At 51.2% G+C, this 15,933-nt stretch carries 15 protein-coding genes; 5 read left to right on the top strand and 10 right to left on the bottom strand.

Annotation, left to right across the window (positions count from 1 at the left end; all coding sequences use genetic code 11):
• Positions 1 to 171: 171 nt before the first annotated feature.
• The 4 genes from ABD931_RS20035 to ABD931_RS20020 all read right to left on the bottom strand — a co-directional run bounded on the left by ABD931_RS20035 (position 172) and on the right by ABD931_RS20020 (position 3,183).
• Positions 172 to 606 carry an Hsp20/alpha crystallin family protein gene (locus tag ABD931_RS20035; protein ID WP_345269694.1) on the bottom strand — a complete coding sequence of 145 codons (435 nt, stop codon included), beginning with the start codon at positions 604 to 606 and terminating at the stop codon, positions 172 to 174.
• 216 nt (positions 607 to 822) lie between these two features.
• Positions 823 to 1,590 (bottom strand): ribonuclease III, encoded by a 768-nt coding sequence (gene rnc, locus ABD931_RS20030; protein WP_345269693.1) that lies wholly within the window; start codon positions 1,588 to 1,590, stop codon positions 823 to 825.
• A 3-nt stretch (positions 1,591 to 1,593) separates the two neighbouring features.
• Positions 1,594 to 2,847, bottom strand: coding sequence for a beta-ketoacyl-ACP synthase II (fabF, locus tag ABD931_RS20025; RefSeq protein WP_345269692.1), 1,254 nt, complete (start codon positions 2,845 to 2,847; stop codon positions 1,594 to 1,596).
• Positions 2,848 to 2,943: 96 nt separating this feature from the next.
• Complete coding sequence (locus tag ABD931_RS20020) at positions 2,944 to 3,183, bottom strand: acyl carrier protein (RefSeq protein ID WP_345244030.1); 240 nt, start codon at positions 3,181 to 3,183, stop codon at positions 2,944 to 2,946.
• A gap of 236 nt (positions 3,184 to 3,419) precedes the next feature.
• On the opposite strand from ABD931_RS20020, the gene kdsA reads away from it, so the two are divergent.
• Complete coding sequence (gene kdsA / locus ABD931_RS20015; RefSeq protein WP_345269691.1) at positions 3,420 to 4,229, top strand: 3-deoxy-8-phosphooctulonate synthase; 810 nt, start codon at positions 3,420 to 3,422, stop codon at positions 4,227 to 4,229.
• A gap of 55 nt (positions 4,230 to 4,284) precedes the next feature.
• Here the strand turns inward: kdsA and nadB are convergent, their stop codons facing one another.
• From nadB to nadC, 5 genes are all read right to left on the bottom strand, one after another.
• Positions 4,285 to 5,880, bottom strand: a complete 1,596-nt coding sequence (nadB, locus tag ABD931_RS20010; RefSeq protein WP_345269690.1) for an L-aspartate oxidase — start codon at positions 5,878 to 5,880, stop codon at positions 4,285 to 4,287.
• Between the two features lie 3 nt (positions 5,881 to 5,883).
• On the bottom strand, positions 5,884 to 6,267 hold the full coding sequence (locus ABD931_RS20005; protein WP_345269689.1) for a type II toxin-antitoxin system VapC family toxin: 384 nt from the start codon (positions 6,265 to 6,267) through the stop codon (positions 5,884 to 5,886).
• Positions 6,246 to 6,470 carry a hypothetical protein gene (locus ABD931_RS20000; RefSeq protein ID WP_345269688.1) on the bottom strand — a complete coding sequence of 75 codons (225 nt, stop codon included), beginning with the start codon at positions 6,468 to 6,470 and terminating at the stop codon, positions 6,246 to 6,248. The genes ABD931_RS20005 and ABD931_RS20000 overlap by 22 nt, the downstream gene beginning before the upstream one ends.
• An 11-nt stretch (positions 6,471 to 6,481) precedes the next feature.
• Positions 6,482 to 7,483, bottom strand: a complete 1,002-nt coding sequence (gene nadA / locus ABD931_RS19995; RefSeq protein WP_345269687.1) for a quinolinate synthase NadA — start codon at positions 7,481 to 7,483, stop codon at positions 6,482 to 6,484.
• A gap of 61 nt (positions 7,484 to 7,544) precedes the next feature.
• Entirely contained in the window at positions 7,545 to 8,378 is an 834-nt protein-coding gene (gene nadC, locus ABD931_RS19990) for a carboxylating nicotinate-nucleotide diphosphorylase (RefSeq protein WP_345269686.1), read from the bottom strand.
• Between the two features lie 161 nt (positions 8,379 to 8,539).
• Here nadC and ABD931_RS19985 point away from each other — a divergent pair, with 161 nt between their 5' ends.
• From ABD931_RS19985 to ABD931_RS19970, 4 genes are all read left to right on the top strand, one after another.
• Positions 8,540 to 8,926: a hypothetical protein gene (locus ABD931_RS19985; RefSeq protein WP_345269685.1), complete on the top strand. Its 387-nt coding sequence runs from the start codon at positions 8,540 to 8,542 to the stop codon at positions 8,924 to 8,926.
• Between the two features lie 96 nt (positions 8,927 to 9,022).
• Complete coding sequence (secDF, locus tag ABD931_RS19980) at positions 9,023 to 12,046, top strand: protein translocase subunit SecDF (protein WP_345269684.1); 3,024 nt, start codon at positions 9,023 to 9,025, stop codon at positions 12,044 to 12,046.
• 136 nt (positions 12,047 to 12,182) lie between these two features.
• On the top strand, positions 12,183 to 13,682 hold the full coding sequence (locus tag ABD931_RS19975; RefSeq protein WP_345269683.1) for an APC family permease: 1,500 nt from the start codon (positions 12,183 to 12,185) through the stop codon (positions 13,680 to 13,682).
• Between the two features lie 85 nt (positions 13,683 to 13,767).
• Complete coding sequence (locus ABD931_RS19970; RefSeq protein WP_345269682.1) at positions 13,768 to 14,583, top strand: sulfite exporter TauE/SafE family protein; 816 nt, start codon at positions 13,768 to 13,770, stop codon at positions 14,581 to 14,583.
• Positions 14,584 to 14,630: 47 nt separating this feature from the next.
• Here the strand turns inward: ABD931_RS19970 and ABD931_RS19965 are convergent, their stop codons facing one another.
• Positions 14,631 to 15,773 carry a hypothetical protein gene (locus tag ABD931_RS19965; RefSeq protein WP_345269681.1) on the bottom strand — a complete coding sequence of 381 codons (1,143 nt, stop codon included), beginning with the start codon at positions 15,771 to 15,773 and terminating at the stop codon, positions 14,631 to 14,633.
• Positions 15,774 to 15,933 lie beyond the last annotated feature (160 nt).

Here is a 15,933-nt window from a genome sequence, read left to right as displayed (position 1 = left end):
CTTAACATTTTTTAACACCGCTTTGTTAGCCGATGGGCGGGGATAAAAAAGCCCGTGGCAAACGGGTCCACGGGCTTTGTTTGGTTGACCAGTTAATTGGTTGATTGTTTCACTGGTTTGTCGGTAAACTAGTCTCCAGTCAGTCAATAAACCAGTGAACCCATCAACGAATCACCCAATCTCAATCTGCCGGGGCGGCTTCACTTTGGCTTCTTCCCGTTTGGGGATCTCAATGGTCAGCACCCCATCCGAGTACGAGGCCTTGATACTCTCGGCATCTACCGAGTTGGGTAACATAAATGTACGCTGGAAGGACGTGTAGCTGAACTCTCGGCGCGTGTACTTTTCATGCTCATTTTCTTCGTTTTGAGTTTCCTTGTACGAAGAAATTGTCAGGTTGTTATGGTTCAGTTGAAGTTTGAAATCTTCTTTCTTAAGGCCGGGGGCCGCTACTTCAATCCGGAAGCCATCGTTATGCTCCACAACGTTTACTGCCGGTACGTTGCTCATGGAAGAGCCAGTGTTAAAAAACTCATTCATGTCGCGGCCGAAGAAGTTTTCGATCAGCGACGGAAAGTTGCCATTAGATCGCATTAACGAGTTCATAGCGCTTAAGAGTTTAAGGTTAACAAGTGATTTTAATGGTCTTCACCTGGTTTTGAGCAAGAGGTGTGCCAGGTAGGTCACTAGGCCAAAATGGCAAACAGAAAAGGTTTCGTTTGCCAAAATGGCAAACTGCATGAGGAGAGAAAATGATTTTTTGACAGTAGGCAGTCAGGCACTGTTTCGCAGAACAACAGGTAGAGGAATGGGGAGTGTCTGCTACTTAATCTGTAGAAGTTCAAATGCCTTCTCGGCGGCTGCCTGCTCGGCTTTTTTCTTGCTGTAGCCGCTGCCGGTGGTGAAGGGCTCATCATTCACCGTAACCTGGGCAATGAACTCCCGGTAGTGGCTGTTGCCTTTTTCCTGAATAATCTCAAAACGAACCTCTTTCCCTTCACGCTGGGCCCATTCGATCAGGCGGCTTTTGAAGTTAACGTTTGTCTGCACAAGGGCTTCGAGATCGTAGTGAACAAGCAATTCTTTCAGCACGAACCGGCGGGTGAAGTTGAAGCCTTTATCAAGGTAAACGGCTCCGACGAGGGCTTCCAGTGCATCGCCGTACATGGAGGTACGAGCCGGCATGCTGCGGCCACGGCTGCCATCGTATTCAATCAGATCATCCAGGCCGATTTTGCGGGAAATAAGGTTAAGGGTTTCGCGGTTCACAATCCGGGAGCGGATCTCCGTCAGAAACCCTTCATCTTTGTAGGGGTACTTTTTAAACAGGAACTCGGCGATAACCATACCCAACACCGCATCCCCCAAATATTCCAGCCGCTCGTTCGACTCCCGGAATCCTTTAATATTGGTCTCTTTCGAAGCTGAGGTATGCCGTAAGGCTAACTGGTAAAGCCGGAGATTAGAAGGCCGCTCGCCAATAATATGGGCGATAGACCTGCTCAGCTTCTTTTTCGACTCCAGCCTGGTACTTAGGCGGAAGAAATTAAGAATGGGGTGAAAAACAGTCCGGGTCAAGGCAAGCGGCACGACCTATGCGTCCATTTTCTTGAAAATCACAGAGAAGTTATGACCGCCAAACCCAAAGGTATTGCTCATGGCTACCTTAATAGGCCGCTGCTGCGCCTGATTGAACGTAAAGTTCAGGTTGGAGTTAAACTGCTCGTCATCGGTAAAGTGGTTGATGGTGGGCGGCACCGTATCGTGCTGCATCGCCATCAGACAGGCTATTGCCTCCACGGCACCGGCAGCTCCTAACAGGTGACCGGTCATGGACTTCGTTGAGCTTATGTTCAGATTGTAAGCATGGTCACCAAAAACGTTTTCAATGGCCATCGCTTCACTAATATCGCCCAGTGGAGTTGAGGTGCCGTGTACGTTGATATAATCAACATCTTCGGGCAGCAGACCAGCATCGTCCAGGGCATCTTTCATAACGTTCAAAGCACCCAGTCCTTCCGGATGGGGGGCCGTGATATGGTAAGCGTCAGATGACATACCGCCACCAATAAGCTCCGCATATATTTTAGCACCACGGGCTTTGGCGTGCTCGTATTCTTCCAGGATAATGGCACCGGCTCCTTCGCCCAGGACAAAACCATCACGATCTTTGTCGAACGGACGGGAGGCCGTTTTGGGTGAGTCGTTACGCTCCGACAGGGCACGCAAAGCATTGAAGCCACCCACGCCCGCTTCGGTAACGGCGGCTTCGGAACCACCGGTGATCGCCACGTTGAGCCGGCCAAGGCGGATAAAATTAAAGGCATCGATCATGGCATTGGTTGCCGACGCACAGGCCGACACCGTCACATAATTGACACCCCGGAAGCCGTAGCGGATCGACAACAGGCCTGAGGCACTGTCGGCAATCATTTTAGGAATAAAAAATGGATTATAGCGGGGCGTACCGTCGCCGTTAGCATAAGCTTTTACCTCTTCTTCAAAGGTTTTCAGACCGCCAATGCCGGAGCCCCAGATTACACCCGCTTTATCCAGATTAATGGCCTCGAGGTTCAGACCGGAATCGCGGATCGCTTCATCGCCAACAATGAGCGCGTATTGCGCGAAAGGGTCCATCTTACGGGCTTCCTGACGAGGGATAAACTGCAGCACATCCAGTTCCTTTACCTCACAGGCAAAGCGGGTTCTGAACCTGGATGCATCGAATTTGGTGATGGGACCGGCTCCACTGAGGCCGGCCGCTAAGTTATTCCAATAAGTAGCTACATCGTTACCAATCGGTGTGAGAGCACCAAGGCCGGTCACTACTACTCGTTTGAAAGCCATAAAAAAGAACTACGAAGTAAGAAAGAAAGAGAAAGAAAGCGCAGGCAGTCGGCAACGGGCTGCTCACAACAGGGCCGCGTTGCCGAAGACCAGGCGTTATTTAGAAACGTTCTCTTCCAGATAAGAAATAGCCTGACCTACGGTGCCGATGTTTTCAGCCTGATCGTCAGGAATAGAAATGTTGAATTCTTTCTCAAATTCCATAATCAACTCAACGGTATCCAATGAGTCGGCACCTAAATCGTTGGTGAAGCTCGCTTCCGGCGTAACTTCCGACTCTTCTACGCCAAGTTTCTCTACAATAATTGCCTTAACCTTTTGTGCAATTTCTGACATTTTAGTAGTCCATTAGGGTTAAAAAACTGCGCAAAGAAAACCATTTATATAATCATTGTCAAACAATTTTTTATTCTCTCCTGCGTTTAAATATACGGCTTAATTGGAGCTAACATGCTGTTAGTCAGTGCTATTTTTGTGCATTAGTGGCTATGAAGATACACTTTATTGGCTAGAGACAAATTGCCGGTTTATCGCTTTTCTGCAATTTTGTGCTCGCTAAAAACATACTTCAGATGCACATTAACAAGATAAAGCATACAAATGCCGGCCAGTTTTTTCTGATGGCCGGCCCCTGTGCCATTGAAGGCCGGGATATAGCCCTACGCATTGCTGAGCGCATTGTGACCATTACCGACAAGTTTCAGATTCCATATATCTTCAAAGGCTCGTACCGCAAAGCCAACCGGACTAAACTAAATTCCTTTACCGGCATCGGCGATATACCGGCACTGGAAATCCTGCGGGAGGTCGGCGAAACGTTTGACATACCTACGGTTACCGATATTCATGAGTCAGAAGAAGCCGAGCTGGCCGCTCCCTACGTTGATGTGCTACAGATACCAGCCTTTCTGTGCCGCCAAACGGAGTTGATTGAAGCGGCTGCCCGCACCGGCCGGGCGGTAAATATCAAAAAAGGACAATTTCTATCGGGCGAGTCAATGGCTTTTGCCGTGGAGAAAGTGAAGGCGACCAATCCGGAATCTACCGTTATTCTGACCGACCGGGGCAACTCGTTCGGGTATGGCGACCTGGTGGTCGATTACCGCAACATTCCGGCTATGCAGGCCCACGGCGCACCGGTGGTCATGGACTGCACGCATTCGCTGCAGCAGCCTAACCAATCCTCAGGCGTAACGGGCGGTAAACCGGCGCTTATTGCCACCATCGCCAAAGCCGCCATTGCCGTAGGTGCCGATGGGCTGTTTATAGAAACTCATCCCGTTCCGGCCGAAGCCAAATCTGACGGAGCCAATATGCTGCCGCTCGACCAGTTGGAAGGGCTGCTGGAGAAGCTAGTCCGGATTCGGGAGAGTATTAGGTAGCGTAACCCGTACCCTGTACCCCGGATTGTAAATCCGGGGTACAGGGTACGGGTTATCAGGAATACACCTCCTCTTTTACAATGTCAATATTATAATGCAATCCCCGATTATCCCGCCGGGCGGTTGCCATCTTAATGATCAGGTAGGCCACTTCAATCATGTTACGGAGTTCCGAAATGGGCACTGAAACCGTCGACTGGCGGTAAAGTTCTTCGTGTTCCAGGTGAATCAGGTGCAGGCGGTCCTGTGCTCGTTTCAGTCGGCGGAAGGAGCGTACAATACCGACATAGTTGCTCATAATAGATTCTAGTTCGCGCTGCATCTCCGTCACCAGCACCAGCTCTTCCGGATGGTGGGTGCCTTTGTCGTTCCACTCCGGAATAGTGTCCGGCACAACTGCCTGTTCAACATGTTCAATGGTCTTTAGGTAGGCTCGGTGCGCAAAAACAACGGCTTCCAGCAGGGAGTTTGAAGCTAGCCGGTTAGCACCGTGCAGGCCGGTGCAGGAACACTCACCGGCGGCATAGAGGAAATTGATGTTGGTCTGCCCCCATTCATTCACCTTCACGCCCCCGCAGAGGTAATGTTGCGCCGGCACAACGGGAATAAAGTCTTTGCGTATATCAATGCCCAGGTTGGTAGAACAATAGGCGGTGATGTTTGGGAAGTGGGCAACAAATTTCTCGTAGTCGCAGTGGGTAACATCGAGGTAGACGTGTGAGTCGCCGGACTTCTTCATCTCGGAGTCGATAGCGCGGGCGACAATATCGCGCGGGGCCAGCGACAACCGGGTGTCATAATGCTCCATGAATGTTTCACCCTGCATATTGCGGAGAATACCGCCGAAGCCGCGTACCGCTTCAGAGATCAGGAAGCTCGGCTTTTTGCCCGGTTCGTACAAGGCTGTCGGATGGAACTGGATAAACTCCATATCCTGGCAGATGGCCTTGGCCCGGTAAGCCATCGCAATACCGTCGCCGGTAGCAATGGTGGGGTTGGTGGTGTTCTGGTAAACATTTCCGATACCGCCGGTAGCCAGCAGGGTGGTTTTGGCCAGAAACTTCTCGACCTTACCCGTCCGGGTGTTCAGCACGTAGGCTCCGAAACACTTAATATCGTCGCGGTAGCGGGTAACGGTTTCGCCGAGGTGGTGCTGCGTGATCAAGTCAACGGCAAACACGTGCGTAAAAATCTGAATAGACGGTAGCGACTGCACTTTATCGAGCAGCGCCCGCTCAATTTCGGCGCCGGTTATGTCTTTGAAGTGCAGAATGCGGTAGTCGGAGTGGCCGCCTTCCTTGGCCAGGTCATAATCACCGTCTTCTTCCTTATCGAAGCGGGTGCCGTAGCCAATCAGTTCGTGAATACGCTCCGGTGCTTCCCTGACAACAATTTCCACAATATGGCGGTCGCTCATAAAGTCACCGGCAATCATGGTGTCGTCAATATGCTTTTCAAAGGAATCATCTTCCGACCAGACGGCGGCAATCCCGCCCTGAGCATATTTGGTATTGGTCTCGTCGGCCTGAACTTTAGTAATGACGCCAATGCTGACCGGCCGACCAGCCTGTTCGTAATGAAGAGCCAGTTTGGTGGCGTAACTCAGACCGGCAATACCGGAGCCAATGACGAGGAAATCGAAGTGAGGCATACCTTATAAAATTAAAAGCCCATCAATCCGCTCAAAGTGATTGACATTGAGCGTCACGACAGGCAATCTATGGACTAGGGCTGTAGCAGCAATAAAAATATCCCTAAATTCAATTAACTGGTTTTTAGCCTTAAGACTTACAAAAATGTCGGCCGCCTTCTCCGCAACGGATACATCAACGTACTGTATATCCAGGCCGCCAAGCAAATTCCAGATTTCAAGTTTTCGCTGGCTGTCTTTGGCTCCAATGAGCAGTTCAAAAACCGTGATAGAGGATAAAACAAGTCTGGACGCGTTCAAAGATGCCAGAACCGTCCCAGACTTGTTTTTCGCCCGTATATGTTGAATAAATATACTGGTGTCAACTAGAACTCCTCTATCTTCCAATTCCAGGCTTGTTTAATATTTTCTTCCATTTGCAAGACCTCTTCCTCAGGCCATACCGATGTATTCAGGAGTTTTTGCCTGTATGCTTCTGAGTCAAAGGGCTTCTTCCTTCCTTTCTTTTCAAGAAGGAAGTCGATGAAGTCAGCTACTTCTTGCTTGGCTTCGTCATCCAGCGAATTGTATTTTATTAGCAGCTCGCTCATGTAGTTAACATTTACAAATTTTTACTCATTTCCAGCATCCGCATCACCGAATCATACGCCTTCACCCGTACGTCTTCCGGCACCCGAATTTCGGGCAGTTCGTAGTACAGGGTGTTATATAGCTTTTCGATGGTGTTCATCTTCATGTACGGGCACTCCGAGCAGGCACAGGTGTTGTTTTCGTTGGCCGGGGCCGGAATAATCTTTTTGTGCGGAACGGCCTGCTTCATCTTGTGCAGAATGCCCGCTTCCGTCCCAACGATAAACTCCATTTCCGGTTGATCCACCACATATTTCAGCAGGGCGGTGGTCGAACCCACAAAGTCAGCCTGGCTCAGAATGTGCTCCTGGCACTCCGGATGCGCAATGAATTTGGCGTTCGGGTACTTTACCCGCAGGGCGTTCAGCTTCTCCTGCGAAATGTCGATGTGTACAATACAGGCTCCGTCCCACAGCACCATATCGCGGCCCGTCTTTTTCGAGACAAACCGGCCGAGGTTAGCATCCGGCGCAAAGATAATCTTCTGATCTTTGGGCAGGCTCTCCACAATCTTCAGCGCGTTCGACGACGTAACGATAATGTCAGAAAGCGCTTTGATTTCGGCCGAGCAGTTGATATACGACAGCACAATATGGTCGGGATACTGCGCCTTGAAAGCCGCAAACTTATCGGCCGGCGCCGAATCGGCCAGCGAGCAGCCGGCATTCAGATCGGGGATGATCACCTTCTTGTCGGGCGACAGGATTTTAGCCGTTTCGCCCATGAAGTGTACTCCACAGAACACAATAATATCGGCGTCGGTGGCGGCCGCCTGCTGCGACAGGCCCAGGCTATCGCCGATGTAGTCGGCCAGGTCCTGAATCGCACCGTCAACATAGTAATGGGCGAGAATTACGGCGTTTTTCTCCTGCTTCATCCGCCGGATCTCTTCCGCCAGGTCTTTATCTTTAGGCACCGACCTGCTTACGTAGCCGATCTGGTTTACTTCCTGTTCTAAGGTCAGTGGTATCATTAGTCGTCTTTCGTCGTATTAAGTAATAAACAACAAATCATGGCCGGTAGTTGCAATCCGCCTAGTAAGCTTTCAGGCTTAGATCGAGGCTTTTCACCTGGTGAGTCAGGGCACCCGACGAGATGTAATCGACCCCGGTTTCGGCGTAAGCCCGCAGATTGGATTCGTTGATACCGCCGGAGGCTTCGGTGACAAACCGGCCATTGATCAGCCGCACCATGTCGCGGATGCCGTCCGGCGAGAAATTGTCAAGCAGGATACTATCGACCTGCCCAACCCGCAGCACTTCTTCTACCTCCGCCTGATTGCGTGTTTCCACCTCAATCCGCAACGATTTGCCCGTCCGCTGAAGGTACTCCACTGCTTTGGTGATGGCGGCTTCGATCCCCCCGGCATAGTCGACATGATTATCTTTAATCAGAATCATGTCGTAGAGGCCAAAGCGGTGGTTGACGGCACCGCCGATTTTAGTCGCCATTTTCTCGCAAATGCGGAAGTTGGGCGTGGTTTTCCGGGTATCGAGCAATTGGGTGCGGGTACCTTCCAGCATATTCACCATACGCCGGGTGTACGTAGCAATGCCGCTCATGCGTTGCATGCAGTTCAACACCAGCCGCTCGGCCTGCAATATAGATTGGGCTTTACCTTCAACCGTCAGCACAATGTCACCGGGTTTTACGGGCGTGCCGTCCTGAATCTGAACGTACACCTGCAGGTGGGGGTCAACTTCAGCAAAAACGGCCAACGCCACGTCTACACCGGCCAGAATGCCCGCTTCTTTGACCAGCAGCCGGGCCCGGCGCTGCGCATCGGCCGGGATGGTAGATAAGGAAGTATGGTCGCCATCGCCGAGGTCTTCGGCTAAGGCCAATCGGATAAACGCTTGCAAATTCATAGGGCCAAAAATAACGGTTATGAACTAATAACCCGGAAATGCTGTATTTGTACCAATTGTGGGCAATTTCTCCCGGTAATTGTCCTATTTCATATGTATAAAACCCTATGTGCTTGGAAGTTTCCCGATTTCCAGCGACCTTTGCCCTCCGTTAGTGTTTTATGAGAGAACAGCGCCACATAACACGAGTAATCAGTCTGTTTCTGACAGGCTTGTTGCTGCTGGTAACCGGGGGCATTGTTACGCCGGGTGGTCTGGCGTGGGCGGATACGCAGGCCGGGACCCAACAAGCTGTTGAAACGAAGCAGAATAACGACAAAGCAAACGATCAGTCGTCGGATCTTATCATTAAGGCCGCTTCGCTCGAAGCGGTAGTAACCACGGCCGTTTCCTTTGATTTTTCGCACGTAATGTATCTGCTGCCTCCGCCATCGGTACTGCTGATGGCCGACCAGCCAATGCTTCCGCGCCTTTTCGAAGTACCGTACTTCTACTTCTCGTACTTCAGGCACATCTTTGGCCATCACATAGCCAGTAACGCTCCCTGATTTTCGGTGAACTGTATGCCGTAGCCGCAGGCCATCCGCCTGCCGGATTCTATCTATTATTCCTTTTTCATTCTTCATTGTTCATTATCTTTCAAAATGCAAAACCGGACCGGTATTATTGTGCTGACGGTGGTAATTGCCTTATTGAGCATCTACTATCTGTCATTTACGTTCGTATCGCGGAGTATCAAGCAGGATGCTACCGCCTACGCAACTGATAAGAGTGGCGTTGTTGATATTAAGAAGAAGCAGCGCTACATAGATTCTCTCTGGCGAGAAGAAGTTTATCTGGGTAACACGCTGCAGGAAGTAACCGAGCGGGAGCTGGGTCTGGGTCTCGACCTGCAAGGGGGTATGCACGTGGTTCTGGAGGTATCGCCCGCCGACATTCTGCGTGGTTTGGCCGGTAACACCCGCGATCCCAAATTCAACGAAGCCCTGAAGCAGGCGGCCGAAGATCAGAAGAGCAGCCAGTCGAGCTTTGTAGATTTGTTTATCAATAACTTCAAGAGATTATCGCCCAACACCAAACTGGCCAGTGTATTTGCTACCAGCGCCAACCGGGGTAAGATCAATTTCCAGTCGTCGGAAACCGAAGTGCGTCGTCTGCTGAACAATGAGGTGGATGGTGCCATCGACCGGGCGTACAAAATTATTCAGGCACGGGTCGATAAGTTTGGGGTGGCTAACCCGAACCTGCAGCGCCTGCCGGGCAGCGGCCGTATCCTGATCGAATTACCGGGTGTTGACAATCCGGAGCGGGTACGGCGGCTGTTGACGGGTGCCGCCAAGCTGGAATTTACCGAAGTATATACCATCAACGAGGTTGCTCCGGCTATTGAAGGCCTGGGTGCTTACCTGGTGAAGCAAGAGGCCGCTCGCAAAGAGTCGTTGAAAACGGCCGCTGCGCCAGCTGCTACCACCACCGATACCGCTAAATCAGGCTCAAGTCTGGAGGCTCAGTTGGCGAACCGGAATCAGAAAGCCGCCACTGATTCGGCTAAGAAAGACACGTCGGCTACGGCTGCCCAGAATGCGGCTCTCACCAACCTGTTTGTGCCCATTTCGCAGAACCAGTTAGGTGTTTACCTGAAAGATACGGCAAAGGCCAACGCTATGCTGAGCGACCCTGAAGTGCGGTCACTGTTCCCGACCGACCTGGTATTTGCCTGGGATCGGAAGACGCTGGCCACCAACGACGGCAAAGAGATTCTGCCGCTGTACTTTGTGAAAAAGCCAGGCGGACAGGCACCGCTGGAGGGTGATGTAATTACCGATGCCGCCAACGACTACGATGAGCGCGGCCGGCCGGAGGTAACCATGCGCATGAACGCCGAAGGGGCCCGTAAATGGCGTGCCCTGACGGCCGCTAATGTTGGTCGTCCGGTAGCGATCCTGCTCGATAACCTGGTATATACCGCCCCGAACGTACAGAACGAAATCCCGAACGGGAACTCCAGCATCTCCGGTAACTTCACCGTTGAAGAAACCAAAGACTTGGCCAACGTGCTGAAAGCCGGTAAACTACCCGCTCCGACCAATATTGTAGAGGAAAACGTGGTGGGTGCTACACTCGGTTCTGAGGCCGTAAATGCCGGGGTTATCTCTTCCATTGTTGGTCTGCTGATCGTACTGGCTTTTGTGGTGATGTATTACAATAAAGCCGGTCTGGTTGCTGACTTAGCGCTATTCGTCAACCTGTTTTTCCTGATGGGGGTTATGGCGTCACTAGGTGCCGTACTGACTCTGCCCGGTATTGCCGGTATCGTCTTGACGATAGGTATGGCGGTAGATGCCAACGTACTAATTTATGAGCGGATTAAAGAGGAACTGGCGCTTGGCAAGAACCTGAAGCTAGCTATTTCAGATGGTTTCAAGCACGCCTATTCGTCTATCATTGACTCGCAGGTAACAACGCTGTTAACGGGTGTAATCCTGTTCATCTTCGGTACCGGTCTGATTCTGGGCTTTGCTACGACGCTGGTTATCGGTATTATTACGTCGCTGTTTGCGGCTATCTTTATTACCCGCATCATTCTGGACTGGTACGTAAACAAAGGTGGTCAGCTTAGCTTCTCATCTGCGCTGACGAAGAACCTGTTTAAGGATTCGCACTTCGACTTTGTATCACGTCGTCGTACCTATTATACAATCTCGTCCATCATCATTGGTCTGGGTATTATCTCTATTATCTTCAAAGGCTTTGGCTTAGGCGTTGACTTTAAAGGGGGTCGTTCGTATGTAGTGCGTTTTGAGAAGCCGGTGAGTACAGACGATGTTCGTACTAATCTGGCTAGTGTGCTGGGGTCTTCGCCGGAGGTGAAGACGTTCGGTGGTACCGGGGTAGGTGGGTCGAACCAGGTGAAAGTGACCACCAGCTACCAGATGGATAATACAAACGCGGAGGCTGACAAGCAGGTAGAAGCCACTATTTACAAAGGGCTGTCGAAGATTCAGGGTAATCAGGCCCGGATTGAAAGCTCGCAGAAGGTGGGGCCAACCATTGCCTATGATATTTTAATTTCGGCCATGTGGTCTATTCTGCTGGCCATTGCCGTTAACTTCGGGTATATCCTCATTCGGTTTAAACGATTGTCGTTCAGTTATGGTGCCGTTGCCGCCTTGTTCCACGATGTACTCGTAATCCTGGCTATTTTCTCCATCTTCAATGGTATTTTGCCGTTCTCGCTCGACATCGACCAGGCGTTTGTAGGTGCCCTGCTCACCATTATGGGTTACTCCATGAACGATACCGTTGTGGTCTTTGACCGGGTGCGCGAGTACCTGAACGAAACCCGAGGGAAGAAAGAAAGCGTACCGACGATCATCAACAACGCCCTGAACAGCACCCTGAGCCGTACGGCTGTAACCGGTATCTCAACCATGCTGGTACTGTTGGTATTGTTTATCTTCGGGGGCGAAACCATCCGGGGCTTTTCGTTCGCGATGCTGATCGGGGTTATTGTGGGTACCTACTCGTCGCTGTTTGTGGCAACGCCAATTGTAGTTGACGCCATGACGCGTGAGCAGGCCAACGAAACACCGCCGAGCGCACCGGTCGAGCCTACAACCTCTGCCGGCCGGCAGCCTAAAGGAAAAGTTCGTCCTACGCAGGCCTAACCAGTAGATTTACCAAAAGCCGGATAAGTTGTCCGGCTTTTGGTGTCTATAAACAGGCAATTTTGTACTTTAACGTCTTATTAGCACCTAATAAAATTTTATCAGCATCTAATTTCTCCAAACTAAATTCCTTTGCATGGAAACCCAAGTAAAAACCAGTGACAACAGCGTTTGGCGAAAAAAGCCCCTGGCGGCTTATGAGCAGGATATGAAGAAGAGTGAACTTAAGCGGGTGCTGACCCGCTGGGGCCTCACTTCTCTGGGTATCGGTGCCGTAATTGGGGGTGGTATCTTTGTCTTAACGGGAATTGCGGCTCATGACTGGGCTGGGCCGGCACTGGCGCTGTCTTTTGTACTGGCGGGTATTGCCTGTACGTTTGCCGCACTCTGTTACGCCGAATTTGCCTCTATCCTGCCGGTAGAAGGCTCTGCCTATGCCTACTCCTACGGTACGGTTGGTGAGATCTTTGCCTGGTTTATCGGCTGGAACCTGATCCTGGAATACATGATGGGGGCCACCACCGTTGCCGTGAGCTGGTCGGGCTACTTTGAGAAACTGTTGCATCTGTTTCATATTGACCCGCCTGTGTGGCTGATGAACGACCCCGTTACGGCGCAGGAAAAGGCAGAAGCGCTGCGTGCTGCCGGACAGGTCATTCCTGATTTCTCGTTTGCAGTCAATCTGCCCGCTTTCCTGATCGTTTGGCTGGTGACTTATATTCTGGTAAAGGGCATTAAAGAAGCGGCCAGTACCAACAATCTGATTGTGATGCTGAAGGTAACGGCCGTAATTTTCGTAATTATCGCCGGTTCTTTCTTTGTGGATATCACCAATTGGACACCGTTTATTCCGGAGATGGTGACGGATGCGACCGGTCAGAAGCACTACGGCTTTAGCGGGGTTGTTACGGCTGCCAGCATCGTGTTCTTTGCCTACATCGGTTTCGATGCCGTGTCTACCCAGGCTGGAGAAGCCATCAACCCGCGCAAAGACGTGCCGTTTGCCATCATTGCTTCGCTGATTATCTGTACGCTGCTGTACATTCTGGTATCGCTGGTGCTGACGGGTATGGTGCGTTACGATAGCCTCGACCTGAAAGCGCCGGTGGCGCAGGCGTTTGCCGATGTGGGGTTAACCTGGGCGGTATACATTATTACTATTGCCGCCATTGCCGGTCTTACGTCTGTAATGCTGGTGATGATGCTGGGTCAGACCCGGATCTTTTTGGGTATGGCCAAGGATGGTCTGCTGCCGAGAGGACTGTTTGCGGCTATTCACCCGACCTTTAAGACGCCCTGGAAGAGTACTATCTTTGTCGGTTTTATCGTATCCATCGTAGCCGCACTGACACCCATCGACAAAGTGTCTGAACTATGCAGCTCCGGAACGCTGCTGGCGTTTGCCATGATCTGTGCCGCCGTATGGCTGCTGCGTGTCCGGGAGCCGAATCTGGAGCGGCCCTACCGCACCCCGGCGCTGCCGGTGATTGCTACGCTCGGTATTGTGGCCAACCTGTACCTGATGTACAATCTGCGGACCGATACTAAAATTGCCTTTGTTATCTGGGGTACCCTGGGCATCATCGTGTATTTCCTTTACAGCCGGAGGCATAGTAATCTTAATAACCCGGAGTAAGGAGAGTCAATAAGATTTTAAGAAAGCCCTTGCCTGGTGCAGGGGCTTTTTTGTTAACAAGATTGTTTGTATCCTGTATGCTCTTATGTTGAGCCTCTCGTTCGCAGAAATATTCGGGTATGCGGCTGCTATTGTAGCGGGGCTGGTCATTGGCCTGGCCGGCGGAGGAGGGTCTATTCTCACCGTCCCCATCTTCGTTTACCTGTTTCACATTGAGCCGGTACTCGCTACAACCTACTCCCTTTTTGTGGTTGGTACTACCTCCTTAGTCGGCTCGGTAGGCTATGCTTATAAAAAATGCATTGATTTCAGCGTAACCAGTGCCTTTGCCGTTCCCTCCTTTGTATCGGTATACCTGACCCGGCGCTGGCTGGTGCCCGCCATTCCTGATCCGTTTCTGCGAATAGGGTCATACGAACTGCCCAAAAGTACCGCTATTCTGTATTTCTTTGCGTTTGTCATGATTATGGCCGCACAGGCTATGGTTCGTCACCGGCAACCCCGGCGGGCAGAGCGACGCTTCAAAAAGCCTAAACTGGGGCTGCTGGCGCTGGATGGACTGGCCGTAGGTATGCTTACGGGCACCATCGGAGCGGGGGGCGGTTTTCTGATCGTGCCGATGCTGGTTTTGTTAGCCGGCCTGCCAATGCGGATGGCGGTCGGGACTTCGGTGCTGATTATTGCCGTTAACTCGTTTATCGGGTTTTTGGGTGATCTGCACCGCCCGGACCTCGACTGGCCCTTTCTGCTTCAGTTTACCGTTTTCTCCGTTGTCGGCATATTTGTAGGTATATACCTGTCGCGCTTTGTTTCGGCGGTGCAACTGAAGAAAGGCTTTGGCTGGTTTGTCCTGCTGATTGCCGTGTATATCATCGGCAGCGAGCTGATGAAGCTGTTCTAACCGCCGGGCCTGGGCAGCCCAGGCCGGCATATAGCAACGCAGGCTCTTTACCGCAACGACGATGATGGGTGGGAGTGCGCTACAGGAGCGGATTCGGTAATCTTCGGCAGGCGGAGGCACCGGCGAACAATATCAACCATAATTATGACCGAAATGAGCTGAATAACATAATCGGCCACTGTATTGGCGGAGTAAAATATCGACGACCAGGTGTCGTAATCCATCATGCCTGCGTATAATACCCAGTTAACCGGCTGAATTGCTAACAGCGCGTTCAGCAGAATAAACAAGTACGCAAACGTTGCGTTTTTCCCCAGCTTCAGCACAAACATGAGCGGGAGCATATGCGTAAAGAGGTAAAAACCCGGCGCACTGGGTTCAACCAGCATAAACACACTGAAGGTGTACACGAATACCAGCGGAAAAGCCTGTTTATAGCCCAGGTGCCGGGTGCGAAACGCCAGGTATGAGGCTGTAATGACGGTGAACACCAGCCCTATTGTATTGACCATGGTGAGCGAGACGGAGTTGTATACCCCGCTCAACAGAGGCCGGGTAACACTTACCAGGTTGGGGGCCATGTGGTTGCCCGAATGCTGAATCGGCATCAGAAAGGCATCCCCCATCAGCAGATACAGGATAACCAGCGATGGAATGCCGATAACGGATAGGCCTGCCACATACCGGAATTTATGTTGCACCAAAAAAAACACCGGTAGCAGCAGTACCACAACCATGCTTTTAATGGTAATCATGGCCAGGCCCCAGATAACACCGATCCAGAAGCTCTGGTCGCCGGTGGATCGTTGCCTGTCTGCCTGTATAGTCATCCGGCCTGCCAGCAGGGTAGTTAATAAACCAACGCCCCAGATCCAGATATCTTCTTCGCTGCTTAGAATAATGGCGATAAATGACACCGGAAGTATATAGTAAAGCCCCATCAGCACAAGGGCGTAGGGCTCCCGGGAGACCCAGTTCCGGTAAGTAGCCCAAACGATCAGAGCCTCCATCGCGGTCATAAAAAGAACGATTACCTTGGCATTATTCCAGATAAACAGGGGCAGACTAATAATGTACGGAAACAGGGGCGCATGATACGACAGAAAGTCCCGGTATACCATTCGGCCCTGAAATGCCTGCACCGCTTTGTTGTAAAAGAAATCGGTATCACTGCGGGGGGCGTACCCCATAACAATAAAAACGATTATAAAGGGAATTAACCGAAACAGAAGAAGGCAGACCCAGAGAACGGCAGCTTCGTGTTGCCCGAGCCGTTGCTGCAGCCATATACGGCGTTGAAAAACAAAAATGGCAAGCGCTGAAAGGAGTAGAGTAATAACAATTTTTACT

The organism is Nibrella viscosa, assembly GCF_039541875.1.
In the GTDB taxonomy this organism is placed as follows: Bacteria; Bacteroidota; Bacteroidia; order Cytophagales; family Spirosomataceae; genus Nibrella; species Nibrella viscosa.
This window is presented reverse-complemented; position numbering and strand designations above follow the sequence as displayed.